The following is a 15605-nucleotide window of genomic DNA, read 5'->3' on the forward strand; positions in this document are numbered from 1 at the left end:
GGGGTACCTCCTCACAAACTGCAGGGTGCGGGGTCAGTCGCTTCAAGGCGGCCGTGTGTGCAGTTTGCTGCGGGGGCACCCCGACCCGTCCCCGCCCTTGCGTCTCGTCGGCGTCGGGCCGCCGGTGGGGGGGCGTAGGCCGTCAGTGGTTCAGGGAGTAGCCGAAGGCTTGGGAGGTGTTGGTGGCGAGGGCCTTGGCCAGTTCCTCCACGGGTTCCTCGCGGGTTTCGGCCATGGCGCGGACCGTGAGGGGGATGAGGTACGGGGCGTTGGGGCGGCCTCGGTGGGGGGCCGGGGTGAGGAAGGGGGCGTCGGTTTCGACGAGGAGGAGTTCCTGGGGGGCGGCCTTGAGGGCTTCGCGGAGGGGGTGGGCGTTCTTGAAGGTGATGTTGCCGGCGAAGGACATGTAGTAGCCGTGGTCGGCGCAGGTCCTGGCCATGTCGGCGTCGCCGGAGAAGCAGTGGAAGACGGTGCGGTCGGGGGCGCCTTCCTCGCGGAGGATGCGCAGGACGTCGGCGTGGGCCTCGCGGTCGTGGATGACCAGGGCCTTGTCGTGGCGCTTGGCGAGTTCGATGTGGGCGCGGAAGGAGCGTTCCTGGGCGGCCATGCCTTCGGGGCCGGTGCGGAAGTGGTCGAGGCCGGTTTCGCCCACGCCGAGGACGTGGGGGAGGGCGGCCAGTGCCTCGATCTGGTCGAGGGCCTCGTCGAGGGCGGCTTCGCCGCCTGCGGGGCGTTCGCCCTGGCGGGACCAGCCGTCGGGGTCGCCGAGGACGATGCGGGGGGCCTCGTTGGGGTGGAGGGCGACGGCGGCGTGGACCCGGTCGTGGGCGGCTGCGGCCTCGGCGGCCCAGCGGGAGCCCGCGAGGTCGCAGCCGACCTGGATCAGGGTGGTCACGCCGACCGAGGCGGCCTTGGCCAGGGTCTCCTCCATCGAGTCCGCCTGCATGTCCACGTGGGTGTGGCTGTCGGCGACCTCGACCGTCAGCGCCTCCGGCAGCGGCGGCGCGTCCTGACCCTGACCCTTGCGTCCCTCACGACTCATGGCTCCGATCCTACGAAGCCGTCAGGTCAGACGGGCGGCCGCCTCGGTCAGGAAGGTGTCGAGGACGCCGTCGGCGATCTTGGGCTGGACCTTGCCCCAGGAGTTGCGGGGCGGGTCGACGCGGACGGCGCGGGCCTGGTCCTGGAGGTCCCGGGACTCCTCGGCCAGTTCTCGGGCCCGGTCCTGGTCGCCGCGGTGCCAGGCGTCGAGGGCGTCGGTCATGGTGACGGTGGCCCGGCCCCACAGGGCGGTGGCGTCGAGCCAGGGGGCGGCGTCGGTGAGGAAGCCGGGCTGGACCTTGCCGGAGCGGATCTTGGCGGGGGCCTGGGCGAGGGCGTCGGCGTAGGGGCGCAGGGTGCGGACGGCCTTCGCCTCGTCGCCCGCGTCCCAGCTCTGCCAGAAGGCGGCGGTGCGGCGGGACAGCTCGGGGGCCTGGGGCTGCCAGGGGGTGTCGCCGAAGGTGGGGGCGAGGTGGTTGAGGTCGGCGAAGAGGAGGAGGGCCTTCGTGGCGCGGGGGTCGCCGTCCGCGAGGTAGGAGAGGGCGGCGTGCCAGGTGGCCTTCGCGTCGTAGGCGGTGTCGTTCCAGGAGAAGGCGGCGGCGCCGAGGACGGCGACCTTGCCGGCGTAGGGCTGGTTCATGGGGTTGGCGACGATGCCGGTGAGGTGGTCGGAGAGGCCGGGCTCGCGGCGGTCGTAGGGGGCGAGGAGGAGGCGGCCGCTGGTGTTGCCGAAGTCGTTGACCGGATAGTTGTCCCAGACGAAGACCTTGCGGCCGAAGAGGGCGGAGGCGGCTTCGGCCTGGTCGTTGGTGATCTCCGGCGGGACGACGTCGGTGCCGGTCCACATCACCTCGACCTCCGGGTCCAGCGCGTCGCGGAGGGTCTGCTTGTAGGCGGTGTCGGTGAGGTCGCCGTACTCGGTGGGGACCGTCTGGAGCGGGCGGGTGCCCTCGTGGGTGGCGACGAAGGCGCGCTGCACGTGGTTGAGGAGGTCGCTCTGGGCGCGGGCGGCCGAGGCGCGGCCGGGTTCGCCGTAGGCGGCGCGGTCGGCCTCGCAGTTCCAGGCCGTGTAGTTGATGTCGTCCAGCGGGATCGAGAAGGAGCGGGTGCCCAGGTCGTAGAGGGCCTGGAGTTTGGCCGTGAGGTCCTGGACGTGGTCCGGGTCGGAGTAGCAGATCGAGGTGCCCGGGGAGACGGCGAAGGTGAAGCGGACGTGGTTGGCGTCGGCGCGCTCCACCAGTTCGCCCAGTTCGGCGGCCTTGTCCTCGGGGTAGGGCTCGCGCCACTTGTCGCGGTGGTAGGGGTCGTCCTTGGGCGCGTAGATGTACGTGTTGGCCTTCACGTCGCCGTAGAAGTCCATCTGGTCGAGGCGTTCGGCGTGGGTCCAGGGCGTGCCGTAGAAGCCTTCGACGGTGCCGCGCAGGGGCATGGCGGGGTGGTCGGAGACGGCGGCGCCCGCCACGTGCCAGGTGGTGCCAATGCGCCGGAGGAGCTGGCGCAGGCTCTGGACGGCGTAGAACTGGCCGGTGGCGTCGGCGCCCGCCAAGGCCACGGAAGCGGCCTCGGCCCGGAGCGCGTAGCCCTCGGCCCGGTCGGGTACGGCGGTGCCGGCGAGGGCGCGGGTGAGGTCGGGGCGGCCGGCGGCTCCGAGGCGTACGGTCAGGCGGCCGGTGGCGCGGGGTACGGCGTCGGGGGCGGTCACGTCGACGCGGGCGGCCCCGTGGTCCTCCAGCTCCCGGACGAGGCGGCGCAGGGCGGCGGGGTCGGTCCGGTCGTCCGCGACCACGGTGACCCGGCGGGTGACGCGGGCGTCGGCGCCGGTGGGCCGCAGGGACTGGGGCTCGGGAGTGACCCGGGGCAGGCGGTCGGGAGGCTGTGCGGCCTGACCGGCCTGGGCGGGGGTGAGGGCGGTGAGCGCCAGGGCCGTGGCGGTGAGCAGGCAGGCGCTGGTGGAGCGGTGACGACGACGAGGCACGACAACTCCTGGTGGTCTCGTACTCCTGGTGGTCTCGACCAGTCACTCGGACCCCAGGAGCGTCCCGCCGTACCTACGCCTCGTCAAGGGAACGCGCCCGCGCCCGCTCCACCACCGCCCGGTTCCGGCCGGGGCTATCCGTGCCCGAAGATCCGGGACCAGATCGAGCGCCGCCCACCGGCCCGCGCGGCGCCGGTGTCGGACCGCTCGCTGGGCACGTGGGCCGCCATGCCGCCCCGCGCGACGGATTCGCCGGAGGCGGTGCCGTGCATCGCGGCTTGGGCGGCGGCCACCCGGCCGGCCTGCATGATGCGCACGACGTGGCCCCCGCAGTTGAGGCAGGTGGGCCGGGAGAGCGGTGAGGGCACCCGGTGGCCGTCGGCGAGGTAGAGGAAGAACTCGTGCCCGTCGCGGTCGCTGAAGTGCTGGATGTCGTACTCCTGCTCCCAGCCGTGCCCGCACCGCATGCAGGCGAACGAGTACGCCTCGTGCACGGTGTCGACGGGCGCGCGGGGTATCGGGGCTTCGGAGGTCGGGCTGGAGGTACCGGAGGGGGTACCTGTCCGCGATGTCTGGCTCATGCCGACTCCTTCGGTCGTCTCCCACCAGTGGACTCCTGTGGGGACCGGGGCGCATCGGAGCCGGTCGCATCATGGACGGGATTTGGGACCGCCATGGCGGGGCGGCCTCACCGATGCCCCCCGCTTTACCTTTCAGGCTAGCCCTTTACCTCACTTCGGGCCGTTTCGTTCCGCGTTCTTTGCCGCCACGACGGCATCGAAGACCTGGCGCTTGGGCAGCCCCGCCTCGGCGGCGACGGCGGCGATGGCCTCCTTGCGCCGCTCCCCCGCCTCCTCGCGGTCGCGGACCCGGCGCACCAGCTCCGCGTCGTCCAGGTCGGCGGGCCCGGCCTCGGGCGCTCCCTCGACGACGACCGTGATCTCCCCGCGTACGCCCTCGGCGGCCCAGGCGGCCAGTGCGCCGAGGCCGTCGCGCCGGACCTCCTCGTAGGTCTTGGTCAGCTCACGGCAGACGGCGGCGCGGCGGTCGGCGCCGAAGACCTCGGCCATCGCCTCCAGGGTGGCGGCGAGCCGGTGCGGCGCCTCGAAGTAGACGAGGGTGCGGCGCTCCCCGGCCACCTCGCGCAGCCGCCCCAGCCGCTCCCCCGCCTTGCGCGGCAGGAACCCCTCGAAGCAGAACCGGTCGACGGGCAGCCCGGAGAGGGCGAGCGCGGTCAGCACGGCGGACGGGCCGGGCACGGCGGTGATGCGCAGCCCGCGCTCGACGGCGGCGGCGACCAGGCGGTACCCGGGGTCGGAGACCGAGGGCATGCCCGCGTCGGTGACCAGCAGCACCCGCGCGCCCTGGGCCAGCTCCTCGACCAGTTCGGGGGTGCGGGCGCTCTCGTTGCCCTCGAAGTAGGAGACGACGCGTCCGGTGGTGTGGACGCCGAGGGCCTGGGTGAGGCGGCGCAGCCGGCGGGTGTCCTCGGCGGCGACGACGTCGGCGCGCTCCAGCTCGGCGGCGAGCCGGGGCGGGGCGTCGGCGGTGTCGCCGATGGGGGTGCCTGCGAGTACGAGGGTTCCGGTTCCTGTCACGGCTCCATCCTCGCAGCCGCCCGCACCCGCGCCCGCGGCCGGACGGAAGGGACGTTTCCGCCCGGCCGCCGCACGGCTCCCGGGGGACGGGATGCCCCAGATGGGGAGGTACCGGCACGGGGGCGGGACCTGTCCGGGACCGTTCCCTACGATGACCCGGTGACCAAGACCGCCTCCTCGACCGGGGCCCCCACGGACCGGCCCGACGCGACCGCGCAGCCCTGGCCGCAGCGGCTGCGCAGATTCGGGTACACCGCGCGCCCGCGGCAGGGGGTGCGGGAGCGGCTGGTGCCGCCGTACAACGAGCCCGACCCGCGGCTCTGGAAGGGCCTGGGCGTCGGCGAGGCGGCGGCGCGGCGGCTGGTGGCGCTCTCCGCCTGGGGCGGCCCGCTGCTGGTGGCGCTCTTCGCCGGGGTGCTGCGGTTCTGGAACCTGGGCAGCCCGAAGGCGGTGATATTCGACGAGACGTACTACGCGAAGGACGCGTGGGCCCTCATCCACCGCGGCTTCGAGGTGAGCTGGCCGAAGAACGCCGACGCCTCGATCCTCGCCGACCCGTCCTCGGTCCAGATCCCCACCGACGCCTCCTACGTCGTCCACCCGCCGGTCGGCAAGTACGTCATCGGCATCGGCGAGTGGCTCTTCGGCCTGGAACCGTTCGGCTGGCGGTTCATGACGGCCCTGCTCGGCACCCTCTCCGTGCTGATGCTCTGCCGCATCGGCCGCCGCCTCTTCCGCTCGACCTTCCTCGGCTGCCTGGCCGGTCTGCTGCTGGCCGTGGACGGCCTGCACTTCGTGATGAGCCGCACCGCCCTGCTCGACCTGGTGCTGATGTTCTTCGTCCTGGCCGCCTTCGGCTGCCTGCTCATCGACCGCGACAAGGCCCGCGCCCGGCTGGCCGCCGCCCTCCCGGCCGGCGCGGACGGCGTCGTGCGCCCCGACTCCGGCGTCGCGGGCAGCCTGCGCCTGGGCTGGCGGCCCTGGCGCCTCGCCGCCGGGCTCTGCCTGGGCCTCGCCTTCGCCACCAAGTGGAACGGCCTCTACATCCTGGCCGCCTTCGGCCTCCTCACCGTCGCCTGGGACGTCGGCGCCCGCCGCGTCGCCGGGGCCCGCCGCCCGTACACGGCGGTGCTCCGCCGCGACATCCTCCCCGCCTTCGTCTCCACGGTCCCGGTCGCCGTCGCCACCTACGTCGCCTCCTGGGCCGCCTGGATCGCCTCCCCCGCCGACGGCACCGGCGGCTACTACCGCGACTGGGCGGCGGGCGCCGGACAGGGCGGCTCCTTCGCCTGGCTCCCCGACTGGCTCCGCAGCCTCTGGCACTACGAGAACAAGGTCTACGACTTCCACGTCGGCCTGAACTCCGGCCACACCTACGAGTCCAACCCCTGGTCCTGGCTGGTCGCCGGCCGCCCCGTCTCCTACTTCTACGAGTCCCCGGCCCCCGGCAAGGACGGCTGCCCCGCCGACACCGTCGACAAGTGCGCCCGCGAGGTCCTCGCCCTCGGCACCCCCGCCCTGTGGTGGGCCGCCTGCTTCGCCGTCGCCTACTGCCTCTGGCGCTGGGGCCTGCGCCGCGACTGGCGCGCCGGCGCCCTCCTCTGCGGCGTCGCCGCCGGCTACCTCCCCTGGTTCGCCTACCAGGAACGCACCATCTTCGTCTTCTACGCCGTCGTCTTCGTCCCCTTCCTCTGCCTCGCCCTCGCCATGTTCCTCGGCGCGATCATCGGCCCCCCAGGCTCCTCGGAACGCCGCCGCATGGCAGGCGCGGCAACGGCAGGCGTCATCGTCCTCCTCATCCTGTGGAACTTCATCTACTTCTGGCCGCTGTACACGGGGGAGCCGATCCCGGTGGACCAGTGGCAGCGGAGGATGTGGCTGGATACGTGGGTCTAGGGGGACCGGCGGCGGGCTCGCAGTAGCCGCCCGCCGCTACCTTGTCCGCCATGGCCACCCAGATCCTCACCCTCGTCGGCGTGCTCATAGGCGCCCTCACCTCCTACTTCGCGACCGCGTCCGTGGAACGCGCCAAGTTCCGGCGGGAGATGACCACGCGGTGGGACGAGCGGAAGCTGGAGACGTACATCGAGTACGTCACGTGCATCAAGGAGATCAGCCGGGCCGCCAGGGACGCAGGGCGGGCCCGTGACGAGGGCAGGGACCCGGCCGAGGCGTTGTGGGCGATGGAGGCGAGCGAGAACAAGCGGTCGGTGCTCTTCGAGACGTTCGTCCTGCTGAGCCACGACGCCGCCGCCACCGCCGCACACGCGGTCAACCGGCGGACCTGGGAGTTGCTGCGGGCCGCCCGGGAGCCCGGCAACGGGACCGCGCAGCTCGACATCCCTCTGGTGGAGGCGCTCAACGGGCTGCACGAGGCGGCGCGGTCCGACCTGGCGATAGGGAGGGCGGGCAGGGCGAGGTGAGCCCTACTCGCCCGCGGCCGCCTCCCGGACCGCCGTCGCCGCGCCGCTCGGGTCGTATCCGTCCGGTACGCCCTCGACCAGGATGATGTCCCCCTCGATGTGGCGGGAGCGGAGGGGAGCTATCTCCTGGTACGCCGGGGAGTTCCACCAGGCGCGGGCCTGGGGGAGGTCGGGGAAGCCGATCATGACGACGGCGCCGGGCCAGGTGCCCTCGACCGTCTCGTGCGGGGTGACGTGGACGAGGAAGCGGCCGCCGTACGGGGTGAAGGTGGCGGTGATGCGGTCGAGGTACTCGGCGATGTCGGGGTGCGGGGCGGCGTCCTGGAGGCGGGCGATGGCGTAGGCGGGCATGGGGGCCTTTCGGCTCGGTGGCGGGCGCTTACGCGGGTGAGCCTGGCAAGGGGGGCGGCGGAAGGGGTGGGTGTCCGCTGGGGGCTGAAGCGGGAGGAAGGGTTCCGGCTCAGGGGGGAGCGGGGTGGGCGTCGGGCGCCCGGCCGGTCCCCCGTGGTGGCGAAGTGGCCGAGGCGGGAGGGCTCATGACGGAATGGCCTATTCCGGAGTACGTTCGCCGCATTTTTGCCTCCACATGACCACTCCTGTGCTTAGAGTGCACCGGAGGGTAGTTGTTTGAACACGTTCAAATCGTCGTTCACGCGGCTGCCGGGGAGACGGGGAGGGGACGATTCCGTGCGTAACGGAGCCAAGGCCGCGCTGGTGGGCGGGGTGTTTCTGGGCATGGTGGGGGCCGCCGGGTTCGGGGTCTACGAACTGGTCGGCGATGTGGGGGGCGGGGGTGACGGGGTCGAGGCGGCCGCCGCCGAGAAGCCGGCCGGGCCGCCGACCCGGGCCGAGGCGGCCAAGGCGGCCAAGGCGTTCTTCGCGGCCTGGTCGCGCCGGGACACCGCCGAGGCGGCGCAGCTCACCGACAACGCCGTGGCCGCCCGTACCGCGCTGACCGACTACTTCGAGGCCGCCCACGTCAGCCACGTGCGCGTCACCGCCGAGGAGCCGGTCGGCCGCACCGTCGGCTACGCGGTCGAGGCCACCGTCTCCGTCGGCGAGCACCGGGGCACCTGGAAGTACGAGGGTGAACTGGAGGTCGTCCGGGGGGAGACGACGGGCCGGCCCCTGGTCGACTGGGCGCCCGAGGTGCTCCACCCGGACCTCCAGGCGGGCGACACCCTTCAGGCGGGGGAGGCCGAGGTGCCGCCGATCCGCCTCGTCGACCGGGCGGGCCAGGAGCTGAAGCGTTCCGAACACCCCTCGCTGGGGCCGCTGCTGGACAAGCTGCGGGACCAGTACGGCAAGCAGGCGGGCGGTAAGCCCGGCGTCGAGCTGTGGATCGACCCCGAGAGCAGCGCGCCCCGGCAGACCCTGCTGACCCTCGCCGAGGGCAAGCCCGGCACCGTGCGCACCACACTCTCCGCCGCCGCCCAGCGCGCCGCCGAACAGGCGGTGGCCGGGCGGGCGGAGGCGTCCGTGGTGGCGCTGCGGCCCAGTACCGGGGAGATCCTGGCCGTGGCCGACCACCGTGCGGACGGCTTCGACGCGTCCTTCCTCGGCCAGCTCGCGCCCGGGTCGACGATGAAGATCGTCTCGGCCTCGCTCCTCATCGACAAGGGGCTGACCGCCGCCGAAGGGGCCGCGCCCTGCCCGCCCTCGGCCACCTGGCAGAGCCAGACCTTCAACAACCTGCCGGGGCTCGCGCCCAACGAGCACGCCACCCTCGCCGACAGCTTCGCCCGTTCCTGCAACACCGCCTTCGTGAAGTTCGCCGACGAGCTGAAGGTGGACGACCTCACCCGCCAGGCCCAGGAGGTCTTCGGCCTCGCCCGCGACGACTGGCGGATCGGCGTGCCCTCCTTCGACGGCAGGGTCCCGGCCTCGGGCGGCCCCGACACGGCGGCCGCACTGATCGGGCAGGGCCAGGTCCAGCTGAACCCGCTGACCCTCGCCTCGGTCACCGCCACCGCCCGTACCGGCGCGTTCCGGCAGCCGGTGCTCGTACCGCGCGAGCTGATCGACGGTGAGCTGGCCCAGGCGCGCGGGCTGGCGCCGGGTACGGCCGCGCAGTTGCGCGCCATGATGCACCGGACCGCGACCTCCGGCAGCGCCGCCGGCGCCCTGGCCGGGCTGGGCGGCGACATCGGCGCCAAGACCGGTTCGGCGGAGGTCGACGGGCAGGCGACGGCCAACAGCTGGTTCACCGCCTACCGCGGTGACCTGGCCGTCGCCGCCGTCGCCGAACAGGGGGGCCGGGGCGGCGAGAGCGCGGGCCCGATCGTCGCCGCCGTCCTGCGCTCCGGCGCCTGACCCGGCGTACGGAACCACCTCGTCCGCGCGCCCCTCCCCCGGCCGACCGGCCAGGGGACGGGGTGTCCGCGGGCGGCACTACGCTGGGGCCCGTCGGTGCCGAGGGGGCGGCGGAGCTGCGGAGGGGACTGTGGGCAAGAGACGACGCGAGGTGCGCCGCGAACCGGGCACCAACAACACCAGGAAATACGCGGTGATCGGTGCGGCCGCCGCCGTGGTGATAGGCGCCGGGGTCGGCGCCTGGGCCTTCACCGGCGGGGACGAGGCGGCCGACCAGGCCGACGCGATACCCACCGGCCCGCTGACGGCGGCCGAGGTCAAGGGCGCCGCGACCAAGTTCCTCGACGCCTGGGCGGCGGGCGAGCCCGCCGAGGCCGCCCGCCAGACCGACGCCCCCACCGCCGCCCAGGCCGCCCTGGACGCGTACGCGAAGAGCGCGAAGACCGGGCCGGTGGAGATCCAGAAGGGCAAGCGCGCCAAGGCGAAGGTGCCGTTCTCGGTGGCCACCACGGTCACCTGGGAGAAGACGGACAAGCCCTGGGCGTACGAGTCGGAGCTGACCGTGGTGCGGCGCGCCGCCGACGGCCGCCCGCTGGTGCACTGGCAGCCTTCCGTCCTCCACCCCGACCTCGCCGAGGGCGACCAGCTGGTGACCGGCGAGGCGGGCACGCCCCCGATCCGCGCCCTGGACCGGGACGGCGGGGAGCTGACCAAGGAGAAGTACCCCTCGCTCGGCGCCGTCCTGGACAGCCTGCGCGAGCGGTACGGCGAGAAGGCCGGCGGCACCCCGGGTGTCGAACTCCGCGTCGTGCGGGCCGAGAAGCCCGAGAAGGAGAAGAAGGCGGACGGCACCGAGGCCAAGTCCGGGGACGACGACGAGCTTCCCGACAAGACCCTGCTGACCCTCGCCGAGGGCAAGGAGGGCACGCTGCGGACCACGCTCAGCGCCAAGGCCCAGGCCACCGCCGAGAAGGAGGTGGCCGAGCGGAAGAAGGCGTCCGTGGTGGCGCTGCGCCCCTCCACCGGGGAGATCCTCGCCTTCGCCAACTCCAACCCGGAGGGGTTCAACGTCGCCCTCCAGGGCTCGCTGGCCCCCGGCTCCACGATGAAGATCGTCTCCGCCTCGATGCTGCTGGAGAAGGACCTGGCGGGCATCGACAAGAAGCACCCGTGCCCCAAGTACTCCTCGTACGGCGGCTGGAAGTTCCAGAACGTCGAGAAGTTCAAGATCACCGGGGGGACGTTCCGGGACAGCTTCGGGGCCTCCTGCAACACGGCCTTCATCAGCCAGGCGAAGAAGCTGAAGGACGACGACCTGACCAAGCAGTCCCAGCAGGTCTTCGGGCTGGGCAAGGACGACTGGGCCATCGGCGTCCCGTCGTTCGACGGCGCCGTGCCCGTCCAGTCCGACGCCTCGATGGCGGCCTCGCTCATCGGCCAGGGCGGCGTCCGCGCCAACCCGCTGAACATGGCCTCCGTCGTCGCCACCGCCAAGACCGGCGAGTTCCACCAGCCCTACCTGGTCTCGCCCGAGGTCGACGGCCGGTCCCTGGCCAAGGCCGAGCGGAAGCTCTCCGCGTCGGCGCAGAGCCAGCTCAAGGCCCTGCTCACGCACACCGCCGTCGCCGGGTCCGGGGCCGAGCCCATGGCCGGGCTCGGGGCCGATGTCGGCGCCAAGACGGGCAGCGCCGAGGTCGACAACCAGAAGAAGCCCAACGGCTGGTTCACCGCCTGGCGTGGTGATGTGGCGGCCGCGGCGGTCATCCAGGAGGGGGGCCGGGGCGGGGCCTCGGCGGGTCCGTTGGTGCGGGCGGTGCTGCTCGGGTCCTGACGGGGTAGGGGTTAGCGGGGCCGGGCCGGCATCACGGCTTCGGCTCGGTCTTCGCTCGATTCCCTGCCTTTGGAGGGTGCTTTGTGGATGCGCGGTCCGTGCGCAAGGTGATTCTGCTGGGGACGCTTGTGGTGGGGTTGGTGCTTATTTCCCTTGTGGCGGGGGCCATTGCTTGGGTGGACGCCACTAGGTGACGTCTGGTCCTCGGTGAGGGGGGGTGCTCGTCTGGCCTGTCCCGGGCCAGGGGGCCTCAGGTGCCGGCTGGGCTGGTGGGGGCTGGGCTCCGTCTCCGCCGCGCCGGTCACCGATGGCCTCAAACGCCGGCCGGGCTGTCAGGTTCGCGGTTCCCCCGGCACGGGGGTGGGGCGGGGCCGTGCCGGGGTGCCTCCTCACAAACTGCAGGGTGCGGGGTCAGTCGCTTCAAGACGGCCGTGTGTGCAGTTTGCTGCGGGGGCACCCCGGCACGGCCCCACCCCACGGTCTCGTACGCGGCTGACCGCCGGAGGGTGGGACGAGGCAGCGGGTGTGTCAGGTGGGGGGTGTGCAGGTGGGGCAGGTGTAGAGGGTGGTGGCGGGGCCGCAGGTGCTGCGGATGGTGCGGAGGGGGACGGGGGTTCTGGTGAGGCGGTGGCAGCGCATGCAGCAGGCGATGTTCACCGGGGGCGCGGCCTGGCCCCGCTCCTCGCGTGGTGCGGCAAGGGTGCGGTCGTACACAGTGGTTCAGCTCCTCCTGGGCTGGCGCCACCGTACGGGCTGAGCGCATAGCCATGTTGCCCTGCGCATAGTCCTGTCCGGATGCTGTTGCAGGGTTGGCCGGTTGTGCGCGCCCCAAGGGGGGGGGCGGTCAGCCGAGGGTTGCGCCGGGGCCCCAGGGGGCGGGGCCGGTTCCTTCGGCCCAGGCGGTGAGTTCGGTGCCGTCGATGCAGCGGATGCCGCAGGAGTCGGCGTACTCCTCGGCCGGGGCGGTGAACTCGCTGGTCGTCACCAGGACGGCGAGCTGGGCGCCGTGGACGCTCCAGCAGGTTCCGCCGAAGCGCTGGAGGTCCTGGGAGCCGACCTTGTTCTCCGGGCCGTATCGCTTGCACTGGATGACCACGCGCCGGCCGTCGGGGGCGGTGGCCAGGACGTCCGCGCCGAGGTCGCCCGCGCCGCCGACGGTCTCGGCGTCGGCGCAGCCGTCGCGGCGGCAGAGGGCGGCGACCGCCTCCTCGAAGGTGTCGGCGTCCAGGGCGGCGAAGTCCAGCGTGGCGAGGTCGACACCGTCCAACTCGGCCGCGGTGAGCGCGACCGCTTCCGCCTCCGGCTCCGGCTCCGGTTCCAGTTCCGGTTCCAGTTGCGGTTCCCAGTCGGGGGCGTACGGCTCTGTGGCGTACGGGGCGGGGGCTTCGGGTTCCGGGAGTGGGGCCGTGCGGCCGTCGTGGAAGGGGGCGGCGAGGGTCGGTTCCTCGGGGCCGGGCGGGAACGCGTCGGCCAGGAGGGGCGGTTGCTGGGTGCGGGTGGGCGGGTCTGCGGGCTCGTCGACCGGGACGGGCGGGGCGGTGCGGGTGGCGGCCAGTGCGTCGGCCTCGGCCTCGGCCATGCCCGCGCGGGCGGCGCGGCGCAGGTCGCGGGCGTGGGGCATGCCGCGCAGCAGGGCGTAGAGGACGGGGACGGCGGCGAGGCCCAGCAGGACGGCCCAGCCGGGGTGCTCCCCCGCCCACCGGGCGAACCCCTGGAAGGCCAGGGCGAGTCCGGTCAGGATCGCGGCGGCGAGTACCACCGCCAGCGAGCCGGAGCGGACCGTCGGACGTGCCCGCCGCGTCCGCCGGGGCCTGCGTGCGCCCCCGCGTACCACCCTGGCGGGTATCGGCTCCTCGGCCAGCGGTTCGCGCGCCGGTACCATCTCGTCGATCATCTGCGACCCCACCCCTCAGCTACGGCTCTGTCCCTCTCCTCGCCGTCTGCCCTGCCCGGCCGGAACCATGATCGACGCGTCGGACGCGCACCGCCCCGACCAGGGAACACCCTCGCGTGGCGCCTACACCTACCGCTACCGTGCGCACCATGAGCACATCCGAGACCACCGCGCCGGCCGCCACGGAGGCGGCCCCCTCCGTCGTCCTCCCGCGCTTCGCCGAGGCCCTGCAGGCGCTCGGCCTGGGTGAGGTGACGGCGCGCGTACGGAAGTTCCCCGAGGCGACCCGGACCGCCGAGGAGGCCGCCGCGGCCGTCGGCTGCGAGCTGGACGCCATCGTCAAGTCCCTGATCTTCGCCGCCCACGGCCTGCCCGGCACCGAGGGCCCCGTCCCCGTGCTGGTCCTCCTCGACGGCGCCTCCCGCGCCGACCTCGACCAGGTCCGCGACGCGCTCGGCGCCACCAAGGTGACCCGGGCCAAGGCCGACCTGGTGCGCGAGACCACCGGGTACGCCATCGGGGGCGTCCCGCCCTTCGGGCACCGCACCCGTACCCCGGTCCTGGCCGACCGGCGGCTGCTGGCGCACGCCGAGGTGTGGGCGGCCGCCGGCACCCCGCACACCGTCTTCCCGATGGCGCCGGCCGAGCTGGTCCGCCATGCCGGGGCGACCCTCGTGGACGTGCGCGAGTCGTCCGAATGACGCCGGTGGTCGCGGCGGCCGTGCTGCTGGCCGCCTTCACCCACGCCGCGTGGAACGCCCTCGCCCACGCCATCAAGGACCAGCTGACCGCGTTCACGCTGATCAGCGGCGGGGCCGCGGTGATCGGCGCGGGGATCGCCTGCTTCACGGGCCTGCCCGCCGCCGCGGCCTGGCCGTACCTGCTGGTGTCGGCGGCGCTGCACGTCGGCTACCAGTTGCTGCTGATGCGGTCGTTCTCGCTCGGCGACTTCGGGCAGATGTATCCGATCGCCCGGGGGACCGCGCCGCTGGTCGTCACCGTGCTGGCCGCCGTGCTGCTGGGTGAGCGGCTCGACCGCTGGCAGGGGGCGGGGGTCGCGCTGGCCAGCGCCGGGCTGGTGGGGCTCGCCCTCTGGGGCGTCCGCAGCTCCGGCAGGCGGCCCGACTGGGCCGCGCTCACCGCTGCCGTGGCGACGGGGCTGGCCATCGCCGCCTACACCGTCGTCGACGGGGCCGGGGTGCGGGCCGCCGGGAGTCCCGTCGGGTATCTCGCCTGGCTGATGATCCTGGAAGGGATCGCCATCCCCGCGTACGCCTTGGCCCGGCGGGGGCGGGGGCTTCTTGGCTCGCTTCGGCCGCATGCGGGGCGGGGGTTGCTCGGGGCGGCGCTGTCCATGGCCGCGTACGGGCTCGTCCTCTGGGCGCAGACGCGGGCGCCGCTCGCTCCGGTGGCGGCGCTGCGCGAATCCTCGATCATCGTCGGTGCCCTCATCGGGGCCTTCTTCTTCAAAGAGCGGTTCGGGGCGCCGCGGCTGCTTGCCGCGGCTGTCATGGCCGCGGGGATCGGGCTCATGCTCCACGTGGGCTGACCTCAGCCGGCTCATCGGGCTGCGGCCCGGCTGGGCTGTCATGGGCCTGGGCTCCGTATCGACCCTGCCGGTCAAAGATGGCCTCAAACGCCGGCCGGGCTGTCAGGTTCGCGGTTCCTCCGGCACGGGGGTGGGGCGGGGCCGCGCCGGGGTACCTCCTCACAAGGGGGCGGATCTATGCTGTGGGGCGCGGTCGGCGCCTCTTCGTCGGTTCGCGCGAGTCACGATGATCAGTCGTGGCCACACCCGTCCCGACAGAGGGAGCGACGAGTGACCGATCGCCCAGACACTCAGGAATGTCAGAGCGACAAGGATGATGTGCGCCTTATCGAGGAGATATTCGCCGACTTGGAGTCGGCTTTCGCTGAGCATGACGCTGCGAAGTTCGACGAACGGTTCACCGCGGACGTGGTCTTCACGGCGGTGAACGGTGCGCGCTTCTTCGGCTGGGAGAAGATTCACGCCTATCACAGCGAGCGCCTGACAGGGCACGCCGGGGGAATCAACACCTGGTACGAGATCGAGCGCATCACTTTCCCGGCCCCGGACGTCGCCGTGGTCTTCTTCCGGCAGCCCATCGTGGTGTCAGAGCACAAGCGGGCCAATGTGGGAACGTGGGTGCTGGTGAAGAGGGACGGGCAGTGGTGGATCTCCGCCGGTCAGAACACCGGCGTTGCCGTGGCCGAGTAGTTCGGCGTCATTCTTGACTTGCCATCAGGCGGGTCCCTTCAGAGCCCGAACGGCATTCTTTCCTGCCTGGAATCCCGCGAACCCCGACAGCCCGGCCGGCGACTGAGGCCATCAGTGACCCGCAGGGGCGGGGCCGGAAGGACGGGGCGAAGCCCAGCCCCAGCGCACCCATTTCAGCCCGGCCGGCGCTTGAGGCCGCATTTCAGCCCGGCCGGCGCTTGAGGCCGCATTTCAGCCCGGCCGGCGCTTGAGGCCATCGGTGACGGCACAGGCAGGAGCGCCGGACGGCAA

General features: G+C 73.2%; 14 protein-coding genes. 7 read left to right on the plus strand and 7 right to left on the minus strand.

Translation table 11 applies throughout. From position 1 onward, the window contains the following. Positions 1–142 precede the first annotated feature (142 nt). The 4 genes from IF45_RS0128200 to rsmI all read right to left on the minus strand — a co-directional run bounded on the left by IF45_RS0128200 (position 143) and on the right by rsmI (position 4614). Positions 143–1042: a TatD family hydrolase gene (locus IF45_RS0128200; RefSeq protein WP_008413197.1), complete on the minus strand. Its 900-nt coding sequence runs from the start codon at positions 1040–1042 to the stop codon at positions 143–145. A 21-nt stretch (positions 1043–1063) separates the two neighbouring features. After that, positions 1064–3016: a glycoside hydrolase family 84 protein gene (locus IF45_RS0128205; protein ID WP_030310324.1), complete on the minus strand. Its 1953-nt coding sequence runs from the start codon at positions 3014–3016 to the stop codon at positions 1064–1066. Positions 3017–3150: 134 nt separating this feature from the next. Continuing rightward, the gene (locus IF45_RS0128210) at positions 3151–3597 is read right to left on the minus strand and encodes a hypothetical protein (protein WP_003950264.1); all 447 of its coding nucleotides are present in this window, start codon (positions 3595–3597) and stop codon (positions 3151–3153) included. Positions 3598–3747: 150 nt separating this feature from the next. Then, positions 3748–4614 carry a 16S rRNA (cytidine(1402)-2'-O)-methyltransferase gene (gene rsmI, locus IF45_RS0128215; protein ID WP_003950263.1) on the minus strand — a complete coding sequence of 289 codons (867 nt, stop codon included), beginning with the start codon at positions 4612–4614 and terminating at the stop codon, positions 3748–3750. 159 nt (positions 4615–4773) lie between these two features. Here rsmI and IF45_RS0128220 point away from each other — a divergent pair, with 159 nt between their 5' ends. Beyond that, entirely contained in the window at positions 4774–6510 is a 1737-nt protein-coding gene (locus IF45_RS0128220) for a dolichyl-phosphate-mannose--protein mannosyltransferase (protein WP_008413189.1), read from the plus strand. 50 nt (positions 6511–6560) lie between these two features. Then, positions 6561–7037 carry a hypothetical protein gene (locus IF45_RS0128225; RefSeq protein WP_026282452.1) on the plus strand — a complete coding sequence of 159 codons (477 nt, stop codon included), beginning with the start codon at positions 6561–6563 and terminating at the stop codon, positions 7035–7037. A 3-nt stretch (positions 7038–7040) separates the two neighbouring features. Here IF45_RS0128225 and IF45_RS0128230 read toward each other — a convergent pair whose 3' ends face one another. Further along, positions 7041–7388: a DUF1330 domain-containing protein gene (locus tag IF45_RS0128230; protein ID WP_030310327.1), complete on the minus strand. Its 348-nt coding sequence runs from the start codon at positions 7386–7388 to the stop codon at positions 7041–7043. Between the two features lie 336 nt (positions 7389–7724). On the opposite strand from IF45_RS0128230, the gene IF45_RS0128235 reads away from it, so the two are divergent. Continuing rightward, the gene (locus IF45_RS0128235; RefSeq protein ID WP_030310329.1) at positions 7725–9350 is read left to right on the plus strand and encodes a penicillin-binding transpeptidase domain-containing protein; all 1626 of its coding nucleotides are present in this window, start codon (positions 7725–7727) and stop codon (positions 9348–9350) included. A 130-nt stretch (positions 9351–9480) separates the two neighbouring features. After that, positions 9481–11181 carry a penicillin-binding transpeptidase domain-containing protein gene (locus IF45_RS0128240; protein WP_030310330.1) on the plus strand — a complete coding sequence of 567 codons (1701 nt, stop codon included), beginning with the start codon at positions 9481–9483 and terminating at the stop codon, positions 11179–11181. Between the two features lie 528 nt (positions 11182–11709). Here the strand turns inward: IF45_RS0128240 and IF45_RS0128250 are convergent. Next, positions 11710–11895, minus strand: a complete 186-nt coding sequence (locus IF45_RS0128250; RefSeq protein WP_008413177.1) for a hypothetical protein — start codon at positions 11893–11895, stop codon at positions 11710–11712. A 130-nt stretch (positions 11896–12025) separates the two neighbouring features. Further along, positions 12026–13075, minus strand: coding sequence for a restriction endonuclease (locus IF45_RS0128255; RefSeq protein WP_030310332.1), 1050 nt, complete (start codon positions 13073–13075; stop codon positions 12026–12028). 149 nt (positions 13076–13224) lie between these two features. Between IF45_RS0128255 and IF45_RS0128260 the strand changes: the two genes are divergently transcribed. The 3 genes from IF45_RS0128260 (at position 13225) to IF45_RS0128270 (ending at position 15314) form a co-directional block, all read left to right on the plus strand. Further along, positions 13225–13776: a YbaK/EbsC family protein gene (locus IF45_RS0128260; RefSeq protein WP_026235440.1), complete on the plus strand. Its 552-nt coding sequence runs from the start codon at positions 13225–13227 to the stop codon at positions 13774–13776. Beyond that, complete coding sequence (locus tag IF45_RS0128265; RefSeq protein ID WP_008413171.1) at positions 13773–14624, plus strand: EamA family transporter; 852 nt, start codon at positions 13773–13775, stop codon at positions 14622–14624. Before IF45_RS0128260 ends, IF45_RS0128265 begins: the two co-directional genes overlap by 4 nt. A 270-nt stretch (positions 14625–14894) precedes the next feature. Beyond that, positions 14895–15314, plus strand: a complete 420-nt coding sequence (locus tag IF45_RS0128270) for an SgcJ/EcaC family oxidoreductase (RefSeq protein ID WP_030310334.1) — start codon at positions 14895–14897, stop codon at positions 15312–15314. Positions 15315–15605 lie beyond the last annotated feature (291 nt).

Origin of the sequence: Streptomyces albidoflavus (genome assembly GCF_000719955.1) — a bacterium.
Lineage (GTDB): Bacteria > Actinomycetota > Actinomycetes > Streptomycetales > Streptomycetaceae > Streptomyces > Streptomyces albidoflavus.

Excerpts from the sequence above, each read along its gene's own strand:
- IF45_RS0128200 (WP_008413197.1), bottom strand. The coding sequence starts at position 1,042 with ATGAGTCGTGAGGGACGCAAGGGTCAGGGTCAGGACGCGCCGCCGCTG.
- IF45_RS0128210 (WP_003950264.1), bottom strand. The coding sequence starts at position 3,597 with ATGAGCCAGACATCGCGGACAGGTACCCCCTCCGGTACCTCCAGCCCG.
- IF45_RS0128225 (WP_026282452.1), top strand. The coding sequence starts at position 6,561 with ATGGCCACCCAGATCCTCACCCTCGTCGGCGTGCTCATAGGCGCCCTC.
- IF45_RS0128230 (WP_030310327.1), bottom strand. The coding sequence starts at position 7,388 with ATGCCCGCCTACGCCATCGCCCGCCTCCAGGACGCCGCCCCGCACCCC.
- IF45_RS0128255 (WP_030310332.1), bottom strand. The coding sequence starts at position 13,075 with ATGATCGACGAGATGGTACCGGCGCGCGAACCGCTGGCCGAGGAGCCG.
- IF45_RS0128260 (WP_026235440.1), top strand. The coding sequence starts at position 13,225 with ATGAGCACATCCGAGACCACCGCGCCGGCCGCCACGGAGGCGGCCCCC.
- IF45_RS0128265 (WP_008413171.1), top strand. The coding sequence starts at position 13,773 with ATGACGCCGGTGGTCGCGGCGGCCGTGCTGCTGGCCGCCTTCACCCAC.